This is a genomic window from Dyella mobilis (assembly GCF_016904945.1).
GTDB classification, from domain to species: Bacteria; Pseudomonadota; Gammaproteobacteria; order Xanthomonadales; family Rhodanobacteraceae; genus Dyella_B; species Dyella_B mobilis.
Genome location: NZ_JADIKF010000038.1, coordinates 322,190 through 338,731, shown reverse-complemented (window position 1 = coordinate 338,731; position 16,542 = coordinate 322,190). Strand labels below are relative to the sequence as shown.

The following is a 16,542-nucleotide window of genomic DNA, read 5'->3' as shown; positions in this document are numbered from 1 at the left end:
GCTAAATCGCCACCTGCCTGCCAATATCCACGACCTGTCCCGCGGGAATGCGCAGATAGTCGGTGACTCGCGCGCAGTTGCGCAGCATCACGGAGAACAGCATGCGGATCCAGCGCGGCAGACTGTGAGGGCCTTCGCCGGGCACGATCTTTTCCATGCTCACGAAGTAGGTGAGTTTTTTGGGATCGATAGGACAGCCGTTCGTGGCGATCTGCGCCATCAGCGCCGGCATATCGGGCCGCTCCATAAAGCCATAGGTGGCGGTCACCGACCAGAAATTTGGGCCGACCTCGGAGAGCGCCAGCCGGTTTCTGGCTGCAACGTGGGGAATGGACGCAATTTCCAGCTTCACGGCCAGCACGCGTTTGTGCAGGGACATGGTGTGCTTGACGTACAACTGCATCACCGGCGGCGTGGTGGCCTGCGAGCGGGTAAGAAATACGGCGGTGCCGGGCACGCGTGCCACGCCGGTGCGGGTGAGTTCGTCCAGAAAGGCATCCACCGGCAACGGATCCTCGGTGAGGCGCGCGGCCATCGCCACGATGCCGCGATGCCAGATGTACATCACCAGGTACACCGCGGTTGCGAGCAGCAGCGGTACGTAGCCGCCGTCGAGCAGCTTCATCATGTTGGAGGCGAAAAACGACGCGTCGACGATGAGAAAAACGCCCGCCACCGCGATGCTCGCCGCCAGGTTCCACTTCCATATCTCGCGCATGGCGATAAACAGCAGCATGGTGGTCATCAGCATCGTTGCCGATACCGCTATACCGTAGGCCGCGGCGAGGTTGTCGGATTTGCCGAAGCCCAGGGCCAGACCGATGGTCACCAGCATCAGCAACCAGTTCACGGCACCTACGTAGATCTGGCCGTAGCCTTCCCTGGAGGTTTGCGACACCTTCAGGCGCGGCATCCATCCCAGTTGAATGGCCTGGCGCGTCATGGAAAACGCGCCGGTAATGATCGACTGGCTGGCGATGATGGTGGCGATCGTCGACAGGATAATCAGCGGCAAAGTGAGCGACGACGGGCACAGCCGATAGAAAATATTGCCGTCGGTCGGCGCGCCGGCCAGCACGATCGCGCCCTGGCCGGCGTAGTTGAGCACCAGGCTGGGAAACACCAGGGCCGACCAGGCCAGCTTGATCGGGCCGGCGCCGAAGTGCCCCATGTCGGCATACAGCGCCTCGGCGCCCGTCACGCACAGAAACACGCCGCCCAGCACCAGAAAGCCGGAGCCGCCGCTGTGCAGCAGGTAAGCGAAGGCGTAATAGGGATTGAGCGCCCACAAAATCGCCGGATGCTTGATGATGCCCCAGATGCCGAGCACCGCCATGGTCACGAACCACAACGCCATGATCGGCCCGAACGTGCGGCCGATCCGCGCCGTGCCTGCCGGTTGCAGGGCGAACAGCGCCAGCAGGATCAACGCCGTCAACGGCAGCACGTAATGATGTAGCGAGGGCTCCACGATATTGAGGCCTTCCAGCGCCGAGAGCACCGAAATCGCCGGTGTGATCGCGCCATCGCCATAGATCAGCGCCGCACCGAACAGGCCGGCCGCCACGATCAGTGGGCGCTTGTGGCGTTTCACGCCCAGCAAGGCCATCAGCGCGAGGATGCCGCCCTCGCCATCGTTGTCGATGCGCATGGCGAAACCGGCGTACTTGATCGTGGTCACCACGATCAGGGTCCAGATCAGCAGCGAAATCACGCCGTAAATGGTGTGCGGATTGTCGCCGCCGGTCATGTCCAGCACAGTCTTGAACGTATACAGCGGGCTGGTGCCGATATCGCCGAAGACCACCCCGAGCGCGCCAACCCCGGCGAGCAGCATGGCCGGTTTCTTCAGCGGGACTGCAGCGCTTTCCGTCATCAGGCACCTGCATCGGTCGCGGGACTGCCTGGCAGTCTAACCACGAAAGATGACACCGACGTCAATCGGGCTGTTAAGCGGCCCCACGATTTACTGCGTCGCCAGATCCGCCACCTGTGGACGCCAGCGGCTGAGCGAGAGCCACGGCGCGCTTCGATACGACTCCGCCACGATCCAGGCCGAGGCCGTAATCACCGTCGACATCGCCAGCGCCGTCCAGCTGAAGCGCTGCGCCGGGCCGGCCATCACCACCGGAATCCACACCAGCACGGTGAACAGGCCCATCATCCAGGTTTCCAGCACCGCGGCCAGCCGCGGCAGCACCGACACCAGGATCGCCAGCCCTGCGGCCACGTGCGCGGCGCCGGTGAAATAGGCCCAGCCCAGGCGGCCGGGCAGCCAGGCGGGGACATAGGCGGCGGTGGCCTGGCCGTAGATCAGATGCTCCAGGCCGACCCACGGCACGCTGACCGCGAACAGGATCTGCGCACGGCGAATCGCCTTGGGGCCGCTCAGCCACGCGAACCTGGGCCGATCGCCCGGGGTGACGGCGGAGGCGTAAAGGATCCAGCTGGCGGCGACCAGCGTGCCGATTTCCCCGGCGGCGCCCCAGTTGATCTCCTGCAGCGGTGCGGCAACGACGTGCGGCACGTGCAAAACCAGCAACCAGACCAGAGTGTAGAGAGTAAGCACCCAGGAAGCCGTCAGCGAGGTACGCCGCATCAACAGGCCCAGGCCGCCGGCGCACATGATCGCTCCGGAGGCGTAGGCGAGCAGGGCGCGGCCGGGAATGCCCGCAGGAACCGGTTGCCACACGAACGCAAAGTCGCCCGAACACAAACTCATGATGCCCAGCGCCAGCATCGTCAATGCGAACACCATCCGGCCCATACTCATCGCTTGCATGTCTGGCACTCCATCGAAGATCGTGGAAAGGAGAAGCATCCTATTCACCGGGGCAATGAATGCCCTGGCAAGAGCCAATTGCCGATCACGTTTCGATACCAAAGAGGCTGCCTGCGTTTCGCCCCATCCAGCGCCGTGCAGGGTCCGCAGGACGCCTTAGCATCGCAGCATCGCGCAAGCGCGCGCTACATACCAGAGATCATCCATGGATCGCAGACATCTTCTCAAAGGCGCGTTGGTCGGCGCCTCGGCCATTCTGTTGCGCCCGTCGGCTTTGCTCGCCGCCCAGGCGCGCGACTTGAGCGCAGCGCTTGCCGACGTCGAACGCCGGCATGGTGGGCGCCTGGGCGTGGCGATGCTGGATACGGGCAACGGGCAACGCCAAGGGTATCGCGCCGACGAACGCTTTCTGATGTGTAGCACCTTCAAGATGCTGTTGGCGGCGGCCGTCCTGGCGCGTGTCGACCGTGGCCAGGAACAACTGGATCGCCGCCTGGTGTTCGGCAAGGACGTAGTGCTGGAATACGCGCCGGTCACCAGCCAGCACATAGGGTCGCCGGGCATGAGCATCGCGCAGCTGTGCCAGGCTGCGGTGGCGGTGAGCGACAACACAGCGGCCAACGTGCTGCTTGCGCACCTGGGCGGTCCGTCGATCGTTACGACCTTTGCGCGGCAACTGGGCGACACCATCACGCGCCTGGATCGTATCGAGCCCGAACTCAACCGACCGACGGCCGACGGTTTAAGCGACACCACCACGCCCAACGCGATGCTGGCGGATCTGCAGAAGCTCACGTTGGGCAACGTGCTTTCCGACGCATCGCGCCGGCAGTTGATCGAGTGGCTGTGCGAAACTACCACCGGAAAAACCTTGTTGCGGGCGGGCTTTCCGGCCGATTGGCGCGTCGGCGAAAAGACCGGCAGCGGCATGACCCAGCGCAACGACGTGCTCATCGCCTGGCCGCCGCAGCGCAAGCCGTTGCTGATTGCTGCGTATTACGCCAATGAAAAGGCGAGCGATGAGCAGCGTGCGGTAGTGTTGGCGGAAGTTGGCAGATTGATTGGGTGAGCGAGAGCGTGCGTGCGTCTGTGGGTTGGGTTACCCCGGACTTGATCCTGGTGTAACCCAACCTACATCTGGCATCTGGCTTTCAGTGCCATTGCGACGGCGTCTGCAATCGATGCCCGTCGCAGTTCAACGCCGTCACCACCTCATCCACGCGCAGGCCGAAATCTTCCAGCAACTGCCCGAGATTGGAACGCCGCACCTCCAGCAACACGTCTTCCTCTTCCTCGGTCGACGCATAAATCACTTTCGCCATCAGAAACAGCTGATCGCGCAACTGTTCCAGTTTCCGATATTGCTCTTCAGGCAACACATATCCACGCAGCGTCATTGCCGCGGGCTTGAACGCTTTCATACCTTCACTCCACACCGTTAGACACGCCGCGCATTGCGCGCGGCGCGAGGGATAACAGAGAAAAATCTGCAAGCCGTGTAAGCGTATGCCTACGCCTACTCAGCCGATATCCGCTAAGACCCGGCTTCGTGCGTGAGGCACGAACGTGAAGTGAGCGAAAGCTGGTACGGCGGGGACACGATGACGTGTGTGTACCGTATGATCCGGGGACCCATGATCAACTCCTTTTCAGTTGGTTGTGGTAGCGAGCCGTGTGGGCTGTAACCCATGCGGCTCGCGCTCTTTCACTTCATACGCCGGGCGTGCGGGAATCGCGTGCACGAAAGCTCGCCCGGCTTGCCAAATATCTCGCGTTCGGGGCCCCCGCGTATGTCGGCGGGGGCGGATGATGGGGAGAGATAAATCTTGCTTTGCGTGAGCGCTCTTTCTGTAGAAACCTGACAAGCGCGTAGGCTGGGATGCTCAGGCGCGCTGTAAGGGCTTCAAGCCGCGCGACGAAAAATAGCGCGCAAGCGTTTCCCAGGTGCCGGTCGGGTCGACCAGGGCCACATAAGTATCCGGGCGCAGCAGGTAGACGACGTTTTCCAGCAACCCGGCTTCGGCGTATTCGGGTTGCCAGTCGAATACCTGCAAGGACAGGCCCAGACTTTTGCAGCAATCGATCACGTCCTGCGGCGCCTTGCCGTACACGTGCACCTGCCAATCCATCAAGGCGAGGCTGGCGAAATTGTCTTCATCGCCGGCCACCGCCCACGGCAGCCGGTCTCCACCGCGCAGATGGCCGGCACTGCCCTGGCTGAGCGGCCCTTCGCGGTAATTCAACGTGATTTGCGACACCGTGCGAAACACGTATTCGCGCGCGGCCTGAAAATGCGCCATCGTCGGTAACAGCAAGGGCGCAATGCGCGTGCGCACCAGATCGGCTACGCGCCCTTCGGCGGTGACGAAGGTAAAAACGCGATCCGTAGTGTGCACCAGCCGGCGAGCGAAACCGATGCGTTCGGCCTCGTAGCTGTCCAGCAGCGCTTCCGGTGCGCAACCGTGCAAGACGCTGGCGAATTTCCACGCCAGGTTGATTGCATCGCCGATACCGGTATTCATGCCCTGGCCGCCGGCGGGGCTGTGGATGTGCGCGGCATCGCCGAGTAGGAACGCGCGGCCTTTGCGGAAATGTTTGGCGACCCGATGGTGTACGCGATAGGTGGAAAACCAGTTGACCTTGGCGACGTCGACTTTCATCTGTTCCATGGCGCGGTCGCTGACGTCTTCGAAGCGCAGGGTTTCGGCGCGATCGGCCCGTTCGTCGCGCACGGTGCCGATCAGGCGTGCAGAACCTTGGTTGGCAAGCGGGAAAACGGCGAGGAAATCGGCCTCGTCCAGATCGATGTGCAGCTGGCCGTCCAGCGCCGGGCCGCTCGCTTCCACGTCGGCCACGTAGAACACCTGCCGGTAGGTGCCGCCCGGAAACTCCGCGCCGATGGTTTCGCGCACCAGCGAGCGCGCACCGTCGCAGCCGGCGATGTAGCTGGCTTCGCAGTCTTGTTCCTGGCCGTCCGCGCCGCGCAGGCGCGCGAGCACGCGGGTGCCGTCATCGCTGAAGCCGAGCAGCTCGGTCGCGCGTTCAACCTTCACGCCGAGCGCTTCCAGGCGTTGGGCAAGCAGGCGTTCGTGTTGATCCTGCGGGAACACGTGCACGAACGGGTAGGGCGTGAGATCGGTACCGATCGTGGCAAGGCGCAATTGCGCGGCCTTGCCGCCTTTCACCCACAGGTTGGCTGCCTGTACGCGATGCCCGCTTTCGATCACCGCATCGGTGAGGTCCAGCTGCCGGTACAGCTCCAGTGTGCGGGCCTGCACCGCGAGTGCCCGCGAACTCGTGCCCGCTTCGGCGGCCTTGTCGATGATGCGCACCTTGATGCCGAGCTTGGTCAGCCACAAGGCCAGCACCAGACCGGTTGGACCTGCGCCGACAATCAAGACATCGCTACGCATGGGGCGATCTCGCCAAAAAGGATCAATCGATCTCTAGCTTATAACCAACCCCGTAGATGGAGCGGATCGGATCCTGGCCGGGCGCCGCCTGTTCCAGTTTGCGGCGCAGGTTTTTGACGTGGCTATCCACCGTGCGGTCGGTGACCACGCGATGGTCCAGGTAGAGATTGTCTAGCAGACGATCGCGCGAGAACACCCGTCCCGGCGCGGCCGCCAGGGTTTTCAGCAGGCGAAATTCGACCGGCGTGAGATCCAGCGCCGTGCCGTTGAAGCTGGCGCGATGGGCCTCGTCATCGATTTTCAGCGCGGTGTGGCCGGGCTCCACCGGGAAGCGCGCGCGGCGCAGGATTGCCTTGATGCGTGCCACCACTTCGCGCGGACTGAACGGCTTGCAGATGTAATCGTCGGCGCCCAGTTCCAGGCCGAGCAGGCGGTCGATCTCTTCCACCTTGGCGGTGAGCATCACGATCGGCACGTCGCTGAAGCTGCGCAACTCGCGGCAGATATCCAGGCCGTCGCGGCCGGGCAGCATCAGGTCCAGCAGCACCAGGTCCGGATGCTGCGCCTTGACCGCGGGCACGGCTTCGCGCCCGTCGGCCACCCAATACCAGGCGTAGCCGGACGCGTGCAGATAGTCGCCGACCAGGGCCGCGAGTTTGGGCTCGTCTTCCACAATGAGAATGCGCGCGGCGCGATCGGCGGTGTGGTCCACGTCAGCTTCCTTCACGGGGAAGTTGGATGGACAGCCACAGCCCGCCCAGTGGGGAGGCCTTGGCTTCGATCGAGCCGCCGTGTGCCTGCACGATCGCGCGACAGATCGCCAAGCCCAGTCCCGCCCCGCCGTGCGAACGGTTGCGCGAGGATTCCACGCGATAGAAGCGTTCGAACAGACGCGGCAGATTCTGCTCGTCCACGCCCGGTGCGGAATCCATCAGATCCACGGCGACGCGATCGCCGCGGACCGCCGCCTCGATGCGAAGGCAGCCGCCGGCGTAGGTATAGCGCAGGCTGTTTTCGATCAGGTTGGCGAAAAGCTGATGCAGGCGGCCCTCATCGGCGTAAACGGCGATGGGTGTGGCGGGCAAGCGCAATTCCAGCACGATGCCGGCCTTGCGCAGGCGTTCCTGGAACGCCTCGGTGATGCTTGCCACCAGGCGGCCGAGATCAACATCTGTCTTGCGATAGGCCATCGCGCCAAGATCGGTCAGCGACAACTGGTAAAGATCGTCGATCAGCTTGTTCAGCGTGCCCACTTCCATCTGCAGCGACGCCAGCGCATCGGTGTCGAACCGGCGCACGCCGTCTTCCAGCGCCTCCAGTTCGCCGCGAATGATCGCCAGCGGCGTGCGCAGTTCGTGCGAGATATCGGCGACAAATTCGCGGCGCATCGATTCGTTGCGCTCCAGCACCACGGCCAGATGATTGAAATCGCGCGCAAGCTGGCCCAGCTCATCGTGCGAAGGCGCATTCACGCGCGAAGCATAGTCGCCTTTGGCCAGCGCGTGCGTGGCTTTGGCAATCTCGTGCACCGGCGTCAGCAGCGTGCGTGCCAGCCAGATCGCCAGCAAGATGGCCAGCACCAGCGCCCCGGTGCCGATGATCCAGCTGGCGCGGTATTGGCCTTGCTGAAAGCGCACGTCGCCCGCTTCGGTGACTTCGCGGAACGGCAGCATGGTGAGCCAGCCCACGGTTTTTCCGTCCACCACGATCGCGCGCTTGAGCGTATGCGGCGAGTTCATCGTCGGCGTGGGGTTGCCGAACACGAAGCGTTGCTGCGCATCCAACAGCGCAAAGCGCAAGGCGGTGCCGGTGAGGTCCGACACGCTCAACGCGATTTTTCCGGGAGGGCCGCCCGGCGGCGGGCCGGGGTGATCCTGGGGCGATTGGCCGTTGTCGCCGGGCGGAAGCGGCGGCGGCTGGCCTGGCTGGCCGGGCGGTCCATGATCGGGCGGCCCGTGGCCAAAGTCCTCGGGCGCGTGGTCCATATCGTCGGGGAACGGGCCGCCGGAAAAGCCGTGCGGCCGCATCACTTCGAACCATGCGCGCGGATTCTCGCGCAGAAAATCCCAGCTGCCGTGTTCGCGGTACGCCGCCGTGAGCGAAGACGCCACGCTTTCCATGCGTTGCGCTTCCTGCTCGGAGAGATAGCCGAGAAAGCCGCGGTCGAAACTCAGGCGCGCCGCAACGCCCATCGCCAGCACGGCAAACACCGCGACGGCAAGCATGGCGAGGAAAAGCTTGGCGGTAAGGCCAAATCGCATCGATCGAAAAGTGAGTGTGGGTCTCGGCCGCTATTAGCACCGGTTTATCCCCGGCGTTTCAAGCGCGGACGCGCGATTCCACGGAATCTCCAAATTTCCTGCACAGTCCTCCGCCATGGTTGGGCTCGTACGGCACCGCCTCCGGTGTCGGGCCGGGTCAGTGTCAATGGTTTCAGGCAAAAGCAAGGCGGCCATCGAGTTTCTGCACTTTCTGGCAGACATCTCCGACCCGGTCAGCGGCGCGATCTCCTGTATCAAGCTCGCCAACTGGCTCGGCATGACCGAACGGGAGCTGCAAAGGCGCTGGATACGACGCGGCGCCGACGCGAGCTGGCGCAACTTCGCCGACGAATTGCTTGCCGTGCTGGATGCCGCGCAAGCGCAGGTTCGTGGCCTTGAACAGGCCATCGACTGGTACCTCAACACCCCGATTGCACGAGCCGACCGGCGGACGGCCGATCAGCTCGTGATGGCTGGAGAAGCACGATGGCTTACGCAACGGCTCAATACTTTGGAAATCTGCATCCCGGCGCCGCTGCGGAGCCGGCGAGCCCTGTCTCGACGGTGATTTCCGAATCCCCCGCGCCAATGGCCGGTGTCAGCCGCATCCAGAAACTTTCCAAAGACGATGTGCACGTGGAATACGCCGTCGCCTTGTTGCAAGTTTTGGAGCAGCAGGGTTTTGCGCGCGAACAGGTGTTGGCCGGTGCCGGCATCCTTCCGGCACAGCTCGAGGACCAGTCGCGCCTCACCACGCATCAGGATGCGGCTTTGCTGATGCACGCAGTGCGGCTTACCCGCGATCCCGGCATCGGCTACCAGATGGGCTTGCACAGCACGCTCACCTGGCACGGTTTGATGGGCTACGGAATGATGAGCTGCGCGACCTTGCGCGAGGCGCTGGAATGGTGGACCGGGTTTCTCGATCTGCGCACGGCCACGTTCACCATGCAGCTCGGCGAGCGAGACGGTCACGCCGAATTGCGCGTGCACGATCTCGCGCCGAGGGCGCCGATGCGCATCTGCGCGATCGATCGGCTGCTCACCATGACCACCCGCCTGTGCCAGCAACTGGTGCAGCATCCGCTGCCCGAGCTGCAAGCTTGGTACAAGGATCGCGAGCCGCTGCATTACGCGCGCTACCGCCAGCGCATCGTCGCCACCCGTTTCGGCACCGGACTGTGCCAGATCCGCTTTCCGGTGGCATATCTGGACCTGCCGCTGGCCAACGCCAACGCATCGACCTGCCGGCACATCCGCACGCAATGCGAGCGCGAACGCGCACGCCTGCGCAGGTCGGACGACCTGGTGATTCGCATCGTGGATCTGCTGCAACGGCGCGATACCGGCTATCCCGGCATCGAGGAAACCGCTGGCTTGCTGTGCATGTCCAGCCGCACGCTCAAGCGCAAACTGCACCGGCTCGGCCTGAATTTCCGCAACCTGGTAGACGATGCGCGCAAGGATGCCGTGCTGCGCGACGTGCTCAACCCTGGCTTGCGCTTCGACGAAATCGCGGTGCGCACGGGCTATTCCGATCCGGCCAATCTCACCCGTGCGTTCCGCCGCTGGACGGGAGAATCGCCGAGCCAGTATCGCGGGCGGCTCCTTTCCAGTGAGAGCCGCTGATTCGAATCCCAAGACAACCAGGCCCCTCCCCCAAGTAGGGGGAGGGGCCTTTTGCTGCCAGCTTAGAAGTCATACTCCGCACTAAGCTGCAGATAGCGCGGCGTCTGGTATGACGTCGCCGTCAGGTAGGTCGTGTCGGTGTACAAGGTCGCACCCTGGTTCGCGTTCTGGTTTTCGCTGACGCTCAGCGGCGTATGCCGGTTGAACACGTTGAACACCGTCGCGCGGAAGCTCAGGCCTTTCAGCCAGTTCGGGTGATACGAGCCGTTCAAGTCCAGCTGCCACAGCGTGGGCGTGGTACCGGCTGAGCCGCGCGTGACGTACTCGCCCACGCCGTCGACGTAGCAGTACATATACGGCGAGCTGCCGTTGTCGCCGTAGCCGCCGATGGTGGCATCGATGGGCGCATCGCCGTAGCAGTTTTCCGGACGGCCAGTCTGCACGATGAAGTTGGCGCCGACCTGCCATTGATCGGAGATGCGCCAGGCGCCGTACGCCTTGACCGTGTGGCGATGATCGTTGGTCTCGTTACCGTTGGTGCCGTACATGATCTCCGGGTAATCGAACAGCTCGGAGGTGCCGGTGTCGGCCTGGCCAATGTTGGAATCCACCAGACCTTCGGTGTTGCCGTAGGAGCGCGCCAGCGTGTACGAGATATTCAGGTAGAACTCGTTGTTGAAATTGCGATCGGCGGTCAGCTCCATCGCGTAGTAACCGCGCTTGTAGTTCGGCTCGCCGATTTGCGAGCCGCTGAGCTGCACCTTGTACAGTTTGCCCGGGTTGTTGGGGTCCAGCGGCAGATACAAGGTGGCGCCGTCGCCGGGATTGTTGATGAAGCAACCGTTGAGCGTGGAAGCCACCGCATCGCCGTTGGCCAGGGCGGGTGTGAGCGAGGTGGTGGAGTAATCGAAGCCGTAGACCGAGTCGGCATATTTGGCGATCGGCCGGAAATCGCATTCGTCATCGATGCCCGTCAACACGCGGCGGACGATGCCTTTCACACCGAAGGTCCAGTCATCCCACTGTTGTTGTGCGCCGAGAATGAATTCGCGCTGCTTGAACGGCTTCAGGCCTTGCACGGCATAGGAGACGGGATTGGGTTCCACGCCCGCTTCGGCATTCTCGTAGAACACCGGGCCCAGGGCGGTGAGGCCGGTCGGTGCACCAGTGGTGGCGTTCACGCCGGTGTAGCTGAAATTCTGCACGCTGTAGATCGATGCAGCCGCGCCGCGAACCGCCACGCCGGCGTCGATCGGCAAGGAGTAATCGCCAGCGCTGCCGTAGATCTTCAGCGAAGAGTCGCCGTGCACGTCCCAGGCAAAGCCCATGCGCGGCTGCAGGTTGTGATCCTGCTTCACATAGGTCTGGCCGTTGCCGTTCTGGTTGTTGAACTGGTCGTTGCGCACGCCGATGCGGGCGAGGAAGTTGTCGGTGATGTGCCAGTTGTCCTGCAGATACGCCGCGCGCTCGGTGGTGCTGACCTTGGCGCCGGTGTTGTAGACGATCTGCTGTACGTAGTTCTCATCCGGATCGCCGTTGGACGTGCTCGAATCCGGTTCGTAGTTCCACAACGCACCGCCTTCGTAGGCCTGCCCGAAGAACGACGTGGTGACGTCGCGCGACCATCCGCCGGTAATGTCGTGATCGCCCAGCTTGTACTCCAGGTCCAGACGGAAGGATTTGCGCGAATCGTTGCTCGGTGCGCCGGTGAGCGTGCCGCCGGGCACGAACGAGCAGCGCGAATACGGCGCCAGCGTGCCGGCCAGCACCGGGTTGCGGTTGTCGCTGATCTGCGGACAGCCGGAGGCTTCGCTGGTGATCAGGTTGTCGTACGACTCCACCGTGCCGTCCGCGGCGATCGCGGTCTGGTAGCGCTTGTTCTTGTTGTCGCCGTATTGCGCGGTCAGCGTAAGGTCGTCGGTGATATAGCTGGTGTACTTCAGGATATTGGTCTGGCCGCCGGCCTTGGTTTTCACCACGCCCTGGTAGTCGTAGTGATAGGGATTGTCGTTGTCGTAGCCGGAGTAGTAGACGTCGTTGCTGTAATGGCGGGTATCGTTGAAGCCGGTGTATTCCAGGATGTTGCTGTCGTTGATATTCCAGTCCAGCTTCAGCAGCCAGTACGGGTCTTTCTCGGTCTGCTGCTGATAGCCGCCGCCGCCGGCCTGGTCCACGTAGTCGTAGTAATCGGAGTCGGTCTTGGTCTGGCTGACCAGGGCGAACACGAACAGCTTGTCCTTCACCAGCGGGCCGCCGATCCAGGCGTTCCAGCGCGAGGTAAAGTCGATCGGGTTGAACGACGCCGAATTGTTGTTGACGGTGGAGGCGTTCTTGTTGCCCGTCGCGTTATAGGAAAGGTGGCCGTCGTTGAGATACACGTTCGGATCGTCGGCCATCATCGAGGACGGGTTCCAGGTGATGTCCACGCCGCCATGCCATTCGTTGGTGCCGCGCTTGGTCTGCACCGACACCACGCCGCCGGTGGCGTTGCCGTATTCGGCCCCGTAGCCGCCGTCCTGCACCGACTCCTGGTCGATCGCTTCGAACGGCACCTGCGAAAAACTCAGCGAGTCGAACTGGTTGGTGACGTTGAAGCCGTTGACGTAATAGGCATTCTCCGCCACCGACGCACCGCCGAACGAAGCGAGATTGCCGAATGCCGAATCGCCCTTGCTGGCACCCGGCGTCAGCAGCGCGATGGCGGTGACGTTCTTGGGGATGGGGAGCTCCTTCATCTGCTGCGCGGTGATGACCGTGTTGGTCTGCACCGACGAGACGTCGATAGCCGCCATCGAGTTGGCGGTGACGCTGATCGTGCTGAGGTTCTGCGCGGCTGCAGCGGCCGTTGCGGTAGCGAGATTGACGTTGGCGCCCTGTCCGGCGACCACCGTCACTTCCTGGTTGCCGGTCTTGCCGTTCTCGACCAGTGCGACCTTATAAGTGCCGGGCAGCAGCGAGTTGAACTGATAACGCCCGTCCTTGCCCACTGTGACCGAGCGTGCCGAACCATTGCCTTCATTGGTGGCCGACACCTGCGCACCCGGATCGGCGGTGCCGTAGATCGAACCGGACGTGCTCTGCGCGAAAACCGCGCTGCCACCGGTGGCAAACGTCAAGGCGACCGCCAGGGCGATCTTTTTACTGCGAAGATTTTTATCGACAACGCGAGGTTGCATGGAACTTCTCCCCAACAAAGTGCAGTAGGTGACCGCGCCGGGTGAAACCCAGCGTGAGGTCGTTGCTGAAAAACGTCCTGTTTGGCGCGCGCGCCAATACAAATGTTTTTTTCACATTACTGCGCTGGATGGAGCGTGGTGCCTCGATCCGCGTGTTTGGCCTGCGCTAACAAGTTCTTGGCCCGGCGCGACAAGTTCGGTGCGCAGGAAAATGCATTCGATGCGAAAAAAAGCCTCGACAACCGGGGACTGGTTGCCGAGGCTTCAAGGACCGCTTCCCGTTCTTGGAGGGAGTGAGGATGCGGTCCCTGGCGACGCGCTGGGATCACGCCACCCGTGCATCGCCCCACAAGCGATGCAAGACTTGGTGCATGCATGCTGCCGATTAGTTCGGACGCCCAAATGGATTTTCGTGTCGATGGCCTCAAATAACCAGCAATTGGCCCGCGCTGACAAATAGAGTGCTCAGGGGAAGATGCAAATCGATTCGCCGCTGAGGCACGGCACAAAAAGAGGGGGCCCGGACGACCGCGAATCGTACCGGGCCCGCCATGTCACACCTGTTGCTCGCGCGGCGCTCAGGCCGCGTCGATGACGATAGCTTCGCTGGCCGCCGCACCGAACGACGGTGGGCGATCGGCAAGTGCCGCGCCGAACTGTTCGTTCGGCTTGTCGGACATGTGGAATTCCAGCGTGCCGCCAGCCAGTAGCTCGGCATGGCTGATCCAGCTCTTGGTCCACGGCTGGCCGTTCCATTGCACGGACTGGATGTAGGGACGATCCGGGCCGTTGTCGATGGTGCGGATGGTCAGCGTGCGGCCGCCGGCCAGCGCGATCTCGGCCTTGTCCAGCAGGGGGCTGCCAAACACGTAGTTGGTGCTCACCGGATCGACCGAATACAGGCCCAGCGCGCTCATGATGTACCACGCGCTCATCTGGCCGCAGTCTTCGTTGCCGGCCAGGCCGTCGGGCTCGGGCGGATACATGGTGACGGTGAGCATGCGTACGCGCGACTGCGTCTTGTAGTGCGAGCCGGTGTAGGCATACAGATAGGCCATGTGATGGCCCGGCTCGTTGCCATGCGAATACATGCCGACCATGCCGGCGATATCCGGCGGCGCATCCGGCGGCAGCTTGGCGGTGGTGGTAAACAGCTCGTCCAGCTTGCGCTCGAACACATCCGGACCGCCAAACAGACCCATGTAGGCATACAGGTCGTGCTGGTTGAGGAAGGTGGCTTCCCAGGAATTGGATTCGGTGAAGTCGCGCCATTGCTTGGAGTGGCCCATGCCGCGCGGATCGAACGGTTCCAGCCATTCACCGTCCACGCCGCGCGGGCGCACGAAATTCAGCTTGGTATCGAACACATTGCGGTAATTGCGCGAGCGCTCGCGCAGTTTCTTCCCGAGGTCTTTTTCGCCCGCCGCGTCGGCCAGATGCGCCACGGCCCAGTCGTCGTACGCGTATTCCAAAGTCTTGCTGACCGCTTCCCATTCCTTGTCGGCAGGCACGTAGCCGAGTTTGCGGTAATAGGGCAGGCCGCGGTAATCGTCGTCCATCGCGCGTTTGCGGTAGATCGGCCAGGCCTTGTCGTAGTCGATGCCGGTGAAGCCCTTGGCCTGCGCCTCGGCCAGCAGCACTACTGAGTGATAGCCGATCATGCAGCCGGTTTCCACGCCTTGCAGCGGCCACACCGGCGGGCCGTCGGGGCTTTCCTCGGCCATGCGCACCAGGCAGTTGACCAGATCGGGCACGCGGTCGGATTGATAAAGCGTCAGCAGCGGCGCCTGCGCGCGATAGATGTCCCACAGCGAATAGGTGCTGTAGTTGTTCTGGCCCTGCGGCAGGTGATGCACCTGCAAATCCATGCCGCGGTAGCGCCCGTCCACGTCGCTGAACAGCGTAGGTGCGAGCATGGTGTGATACAGCGAGGTGTAGAACACGCGCAGATCGCGTTCCGAACGCGTCTCCACTTTGATGCGGCTGAGTTCGTGCTCCCAGGTGTCGGCAGCGGTCTGCTGCAGTCCGTCGAAATCCCAACCGGGGATATCGGCATCCAGGTTGCGCAAGGCGCCGTCGATGTCGACGCCGGAAATGCCGACCTTCACCAGCACCGGTTCGCGCGACACATCCTCGATGTGCAGCGCAGCCTTCAGATGCGTGCCTTTCAGTTCGGCGGTGCCGCTGGGCGCGGCCACGTCATCCGAATACAGCACTGCCTGCGAGAACGGGCGCGATACCTTCATCGCGAAATAGATGTGCCGGCCGTTCGCCCATTGATGCACGCGGCGGGAGCCGACCAGGGTGTCGTTGCCGACCAGGCGCAGTTCGGCATCGGTGACCTTGCACGGCACCTTGTAGTCGTCGTGGAAACCATGCGCGAAATCGACCAGCAAATGGCCGTCGCCCTTTTTGTGGAAGGTGTAGCGATGCAGGCCGGCGCGCAGGCTGGCGGTCAGTTCCGCGCGGATGTCGTGATCGGTGAGGCGCACCGTGTAGTAGCCCGGCCGCGCATGTTCCGATGCGGTGTCATAGCGCGAGCGGTAACCCTTGCCCGGGTGCGCCTTGCTGTGCGCATTGAGTTGCGGCCCCGGTCCTGGCGCGCCATCGAACTGCGAGTGATAGTTCACATCCGGCAAGCCGCGCTCGCCCGGCTGCAACAACACCTCGCCTTGCGCCGGCATCACCAGCACGTCGAGCATGTCGGCGGCGCCGGTACCGCTCAGATGGGTATGCGAAAAACCCATGATCGAGCCGTCGGCCTGGTGGTAGCCGGACGAAGCATCCCAGCCCGCGTCATTGGTATCGGGGCTGAGCTGCACCATGCCGAACGGCATCGACGCGCCAGGGTAGGTGTGGCCATGCCCGCCGGTGCCGATAAACACGTCGACATATCTGGATACGCCGCTGGCAGCCTTTGCGACCGCGTCGGCCATGGGCTTTTTAGCGCCGGCACCTTCGTCGGCCAAACGCGCAAGCGCAGGCAAAGGACTGCCGAGTACGGCAAAGGCACCGATGCCTTGTAGGAACCGACGACGTGACACCATGCGGACTCTCCCAAATTAAAAGCTGTCTCAGGTGGAAGCGTCAGCGACAGACCTTCGGGAGCAGAAACGGACCCAGATTCCGTGCAAAACGCACTCAACCGCCGGGATGCGATGGGTCCCTCGATCCATGCATCTCACCAGAGCGACTGTAAACGAAAAATTTGTCTCGATCCAAATTTTTCTGCGTCAAGAGTAATTGATTGATAAATATGCCTTTATTTGAGTATTTGTTGC

General features: G+C 62.9%; 11 protein-coding genes. 3 read left to right on the top strand and 8 right to left on the bottom strand.

The features are described from left to right. Nucleotide 1: 1 nt before the first annotated feature. Nucleotides 2-1,876, bottom strand: a complete 1,875-nt coding sequence (locus ISS99_RS09165; protein ID WP_239537814.1) for a potassium transporter Kup — start codon at nt 1,874-1,876, stop codon at nt 2-4. Nucleotides 1,877-1,966: 90 nt separating this feature from the next. Further along, nucleotides 1,967-2,782 carry a hypothetical protein gene (locus tag ISS99_RS09160; protein ID WP_204631307.1) on the bottom strand — a complete coding sequence of 272 codons (816 nt, stop codon included), beginning with the start codon at nt 2,780-2,782 and terminating at the stop codon, nt 1,967-1,969. A gap of 205 nt (nt 2,783-2,987) precedes the next feature. Here ISS99_RS09160 and bla point away from each other — a divergent pair, with 205 nt between their 5' ends. Further along, nucleotides 2,988-3,851, top strand: a complete 864-nt coding sequence (gene bla, locus ISS99_RS09155) for a class A beta-lactamase (protein WP_204631306.1) — start codon at nt 2,988-2,990, stop codon at nt 3,849-3,851. Nucleotides 3,852-3,933: 82 nt separating this feature from the next. Here the strand turns inward: bla and ISS99_RS09150 are convergent, their stop codons facing one another. The 4 genes from ISS99_RS09150 to baeS form a co-directional block, all read right to left on the bottom strand. After that, entirely contained in the window at nt 3,934-4,203 is a 270-nt protein-coding gene (locus ISS99_RS09150; protein WP_204631305.1) for an XAC0095 family protein, read from the bottom strand. A gap of 462 nt (nt 4,204-4,665) precedes the next feature. Further along, complete coding sequence (locus tag ISS99_RS09145) at nt 4,666-6,195, bottom strand: FAD-dependent oxidoreductase (protein WP_204631304.1); 1,530 nt, start codon at nt 6,193-6,195, stop codon at nt 4,666-4,668. Between the two features lie 22 nt (nt 6,196-6,217). Continuing rightward, on the bottom strand, nt 6,218-6,907 hold the full coding sequence (locus ISS99_RS09140; protein WP_204631303.1) for a response regulator: 690 nt from the start codon (nt 6,905-6,907) through the stop codon (nt 6,218-6,220). Nucleotide 6,908: 1 nt separating this feature from the next. Next, nucleotides 6,909-8,456 (bottom strand): sensor histidine kinase efflux regulator BaeS, encoded by a 1,548-nt coding sequence (gene baeS / locus ISS99_RS09135; RefSeq protein ID WP_275578132.1) that lies wholly within the window; start codon nt 8,454-8,456, stop codon nt 6,909-6,911. 166 nt (nt 8,457-8,622) lie between these two features. Between baeS and ISS99_RS09130 the strand changes: the two genes are divergently transcribed. Both ISS99_RS09130 and ISS99_RS09125 read left to right on the top strand, forming a co-directional pair. After that, on the top strand, nt 8,623-9,024 hold the full coding sequence (locus ISS99_RS09130) for a hypothetical protein (protein ID WP_204631301.1): 402 nt from the start codon (nt 8,623-8,625) through the stop codon (nt 9,022-9,024). Beyond that, nucleotides 8,943-10,085, top strand: coding sequence for an AraC family transcriptional regulator (locus ISS99_RS09125; protein ID WP_204631300.1), 1,143 nt, complete (start codon nt 8,943-8,945; stop codon nt 10,083-10,085). Before ISS99_RS09130 ends, ISS99_RS09125 begins: the two co-directional genes overlap by 82 nt. A 62-nt stretch (nt 10,086-10,147) precedes the next feature. Here the strand turns inward: ISS99_RS09125 and ISS99_RS09120 are convergent, their stop codons facing one another. After that, nucleotides 10,148-13,261 (bottom strand): TonB-dependent receptor, encoded by a 3,114-nt coding sequence (locus tag ISS99_RS09120; RefSeq protein WP_204631299.1) that lies wholly within the window; start codon nt 13,259-13,261, stop codon nt 10,148-10,150. Nucleotides 13,262-13,839: 578 nt separating this feature from the next. Beyond that, nucleotides 13,840-16,308, bottom strand: coding sequence for a GH92 family glycosyl hydrolase (locus ISS99_RS09115; RefSeq protein ID WP_204631298.1), 2,469 nt, complete (start codon nt 16,306-16,308; stop codon nt 13,840-13,842). Between the last annotated feature and the right edge of the window lie 234 nt (nt 16,309-16,542).

Coding starts and splice junctions, on each gene's coding strand:
- ISS99_RS09165 (WP_239537814.1), bottom strand. CDS start 1,876: ATGACGGAAAGCGCTGCAGTCCCGCTGAAGAAACCGGCCATGCTGCTC.
- ISS99_RS09160 (WP_204631307.1), bottom strand. CDS start 2,782: ATGCAAGCGATGAGTATGGGCCGGATGGTGTTCGCATTGACGATGCTG.
- bla (WP_204631306.1), top strand. CDS start 2,988: ATGGATCGCAGACATCTTCTCAAAGGCGCGTTGGTCGGCGCCTCGGCC.
- ISS99_RS09150 (WP_204631305.1), bottom strand. CDS start 4,203: ATGAAAGCGTTCAAGCCCGCGGCAATGACGCTGCGTGGATATGTGTTG.
- ISS99_RS09145 (WP_204631304.1), bottom strand. CDS start 6,195: ATGCGTAGCGATGTCTTGATTGTCGGCGCAGGTCCAACCGGTCTGGTG.
- baeS (WP_275578132.1), bottom strand. CDS start 8,456: ATGCGATTTGGCCTTACCGCCAAGCTTTTCCTCGCCATGCTTGCCGTC.
- ISS99_RS09130 (WP_204631301.1), top strand. CDS start 8,623: ATGGTTTCAGGCAAAAGCAAGGCGGCCATCGAGTTTCTGCACTTTCTG.
- ISS99_RS09125 (WP_204631300.1), top strand. CDS start 8,943: ATGGCTTACGCAACGGCTCAATACTTTGGAAATCTGCATCCCGGCGCC.
- ISS99_RS09120 (WP_204631299.1), bottom strand. CDS start 13,261: ATGCAACCTCGCGTTGTCGATAAAAATCTTCGCAGTAAAAAGATCGCC.
- ISS99_RS09115 (WP_204631298.1), bottom strand. CDS start 16,308: ATGGTGTCACGTCGTCGGTTCCTACAAGGCATCGGTGCCTTTGCCGTA.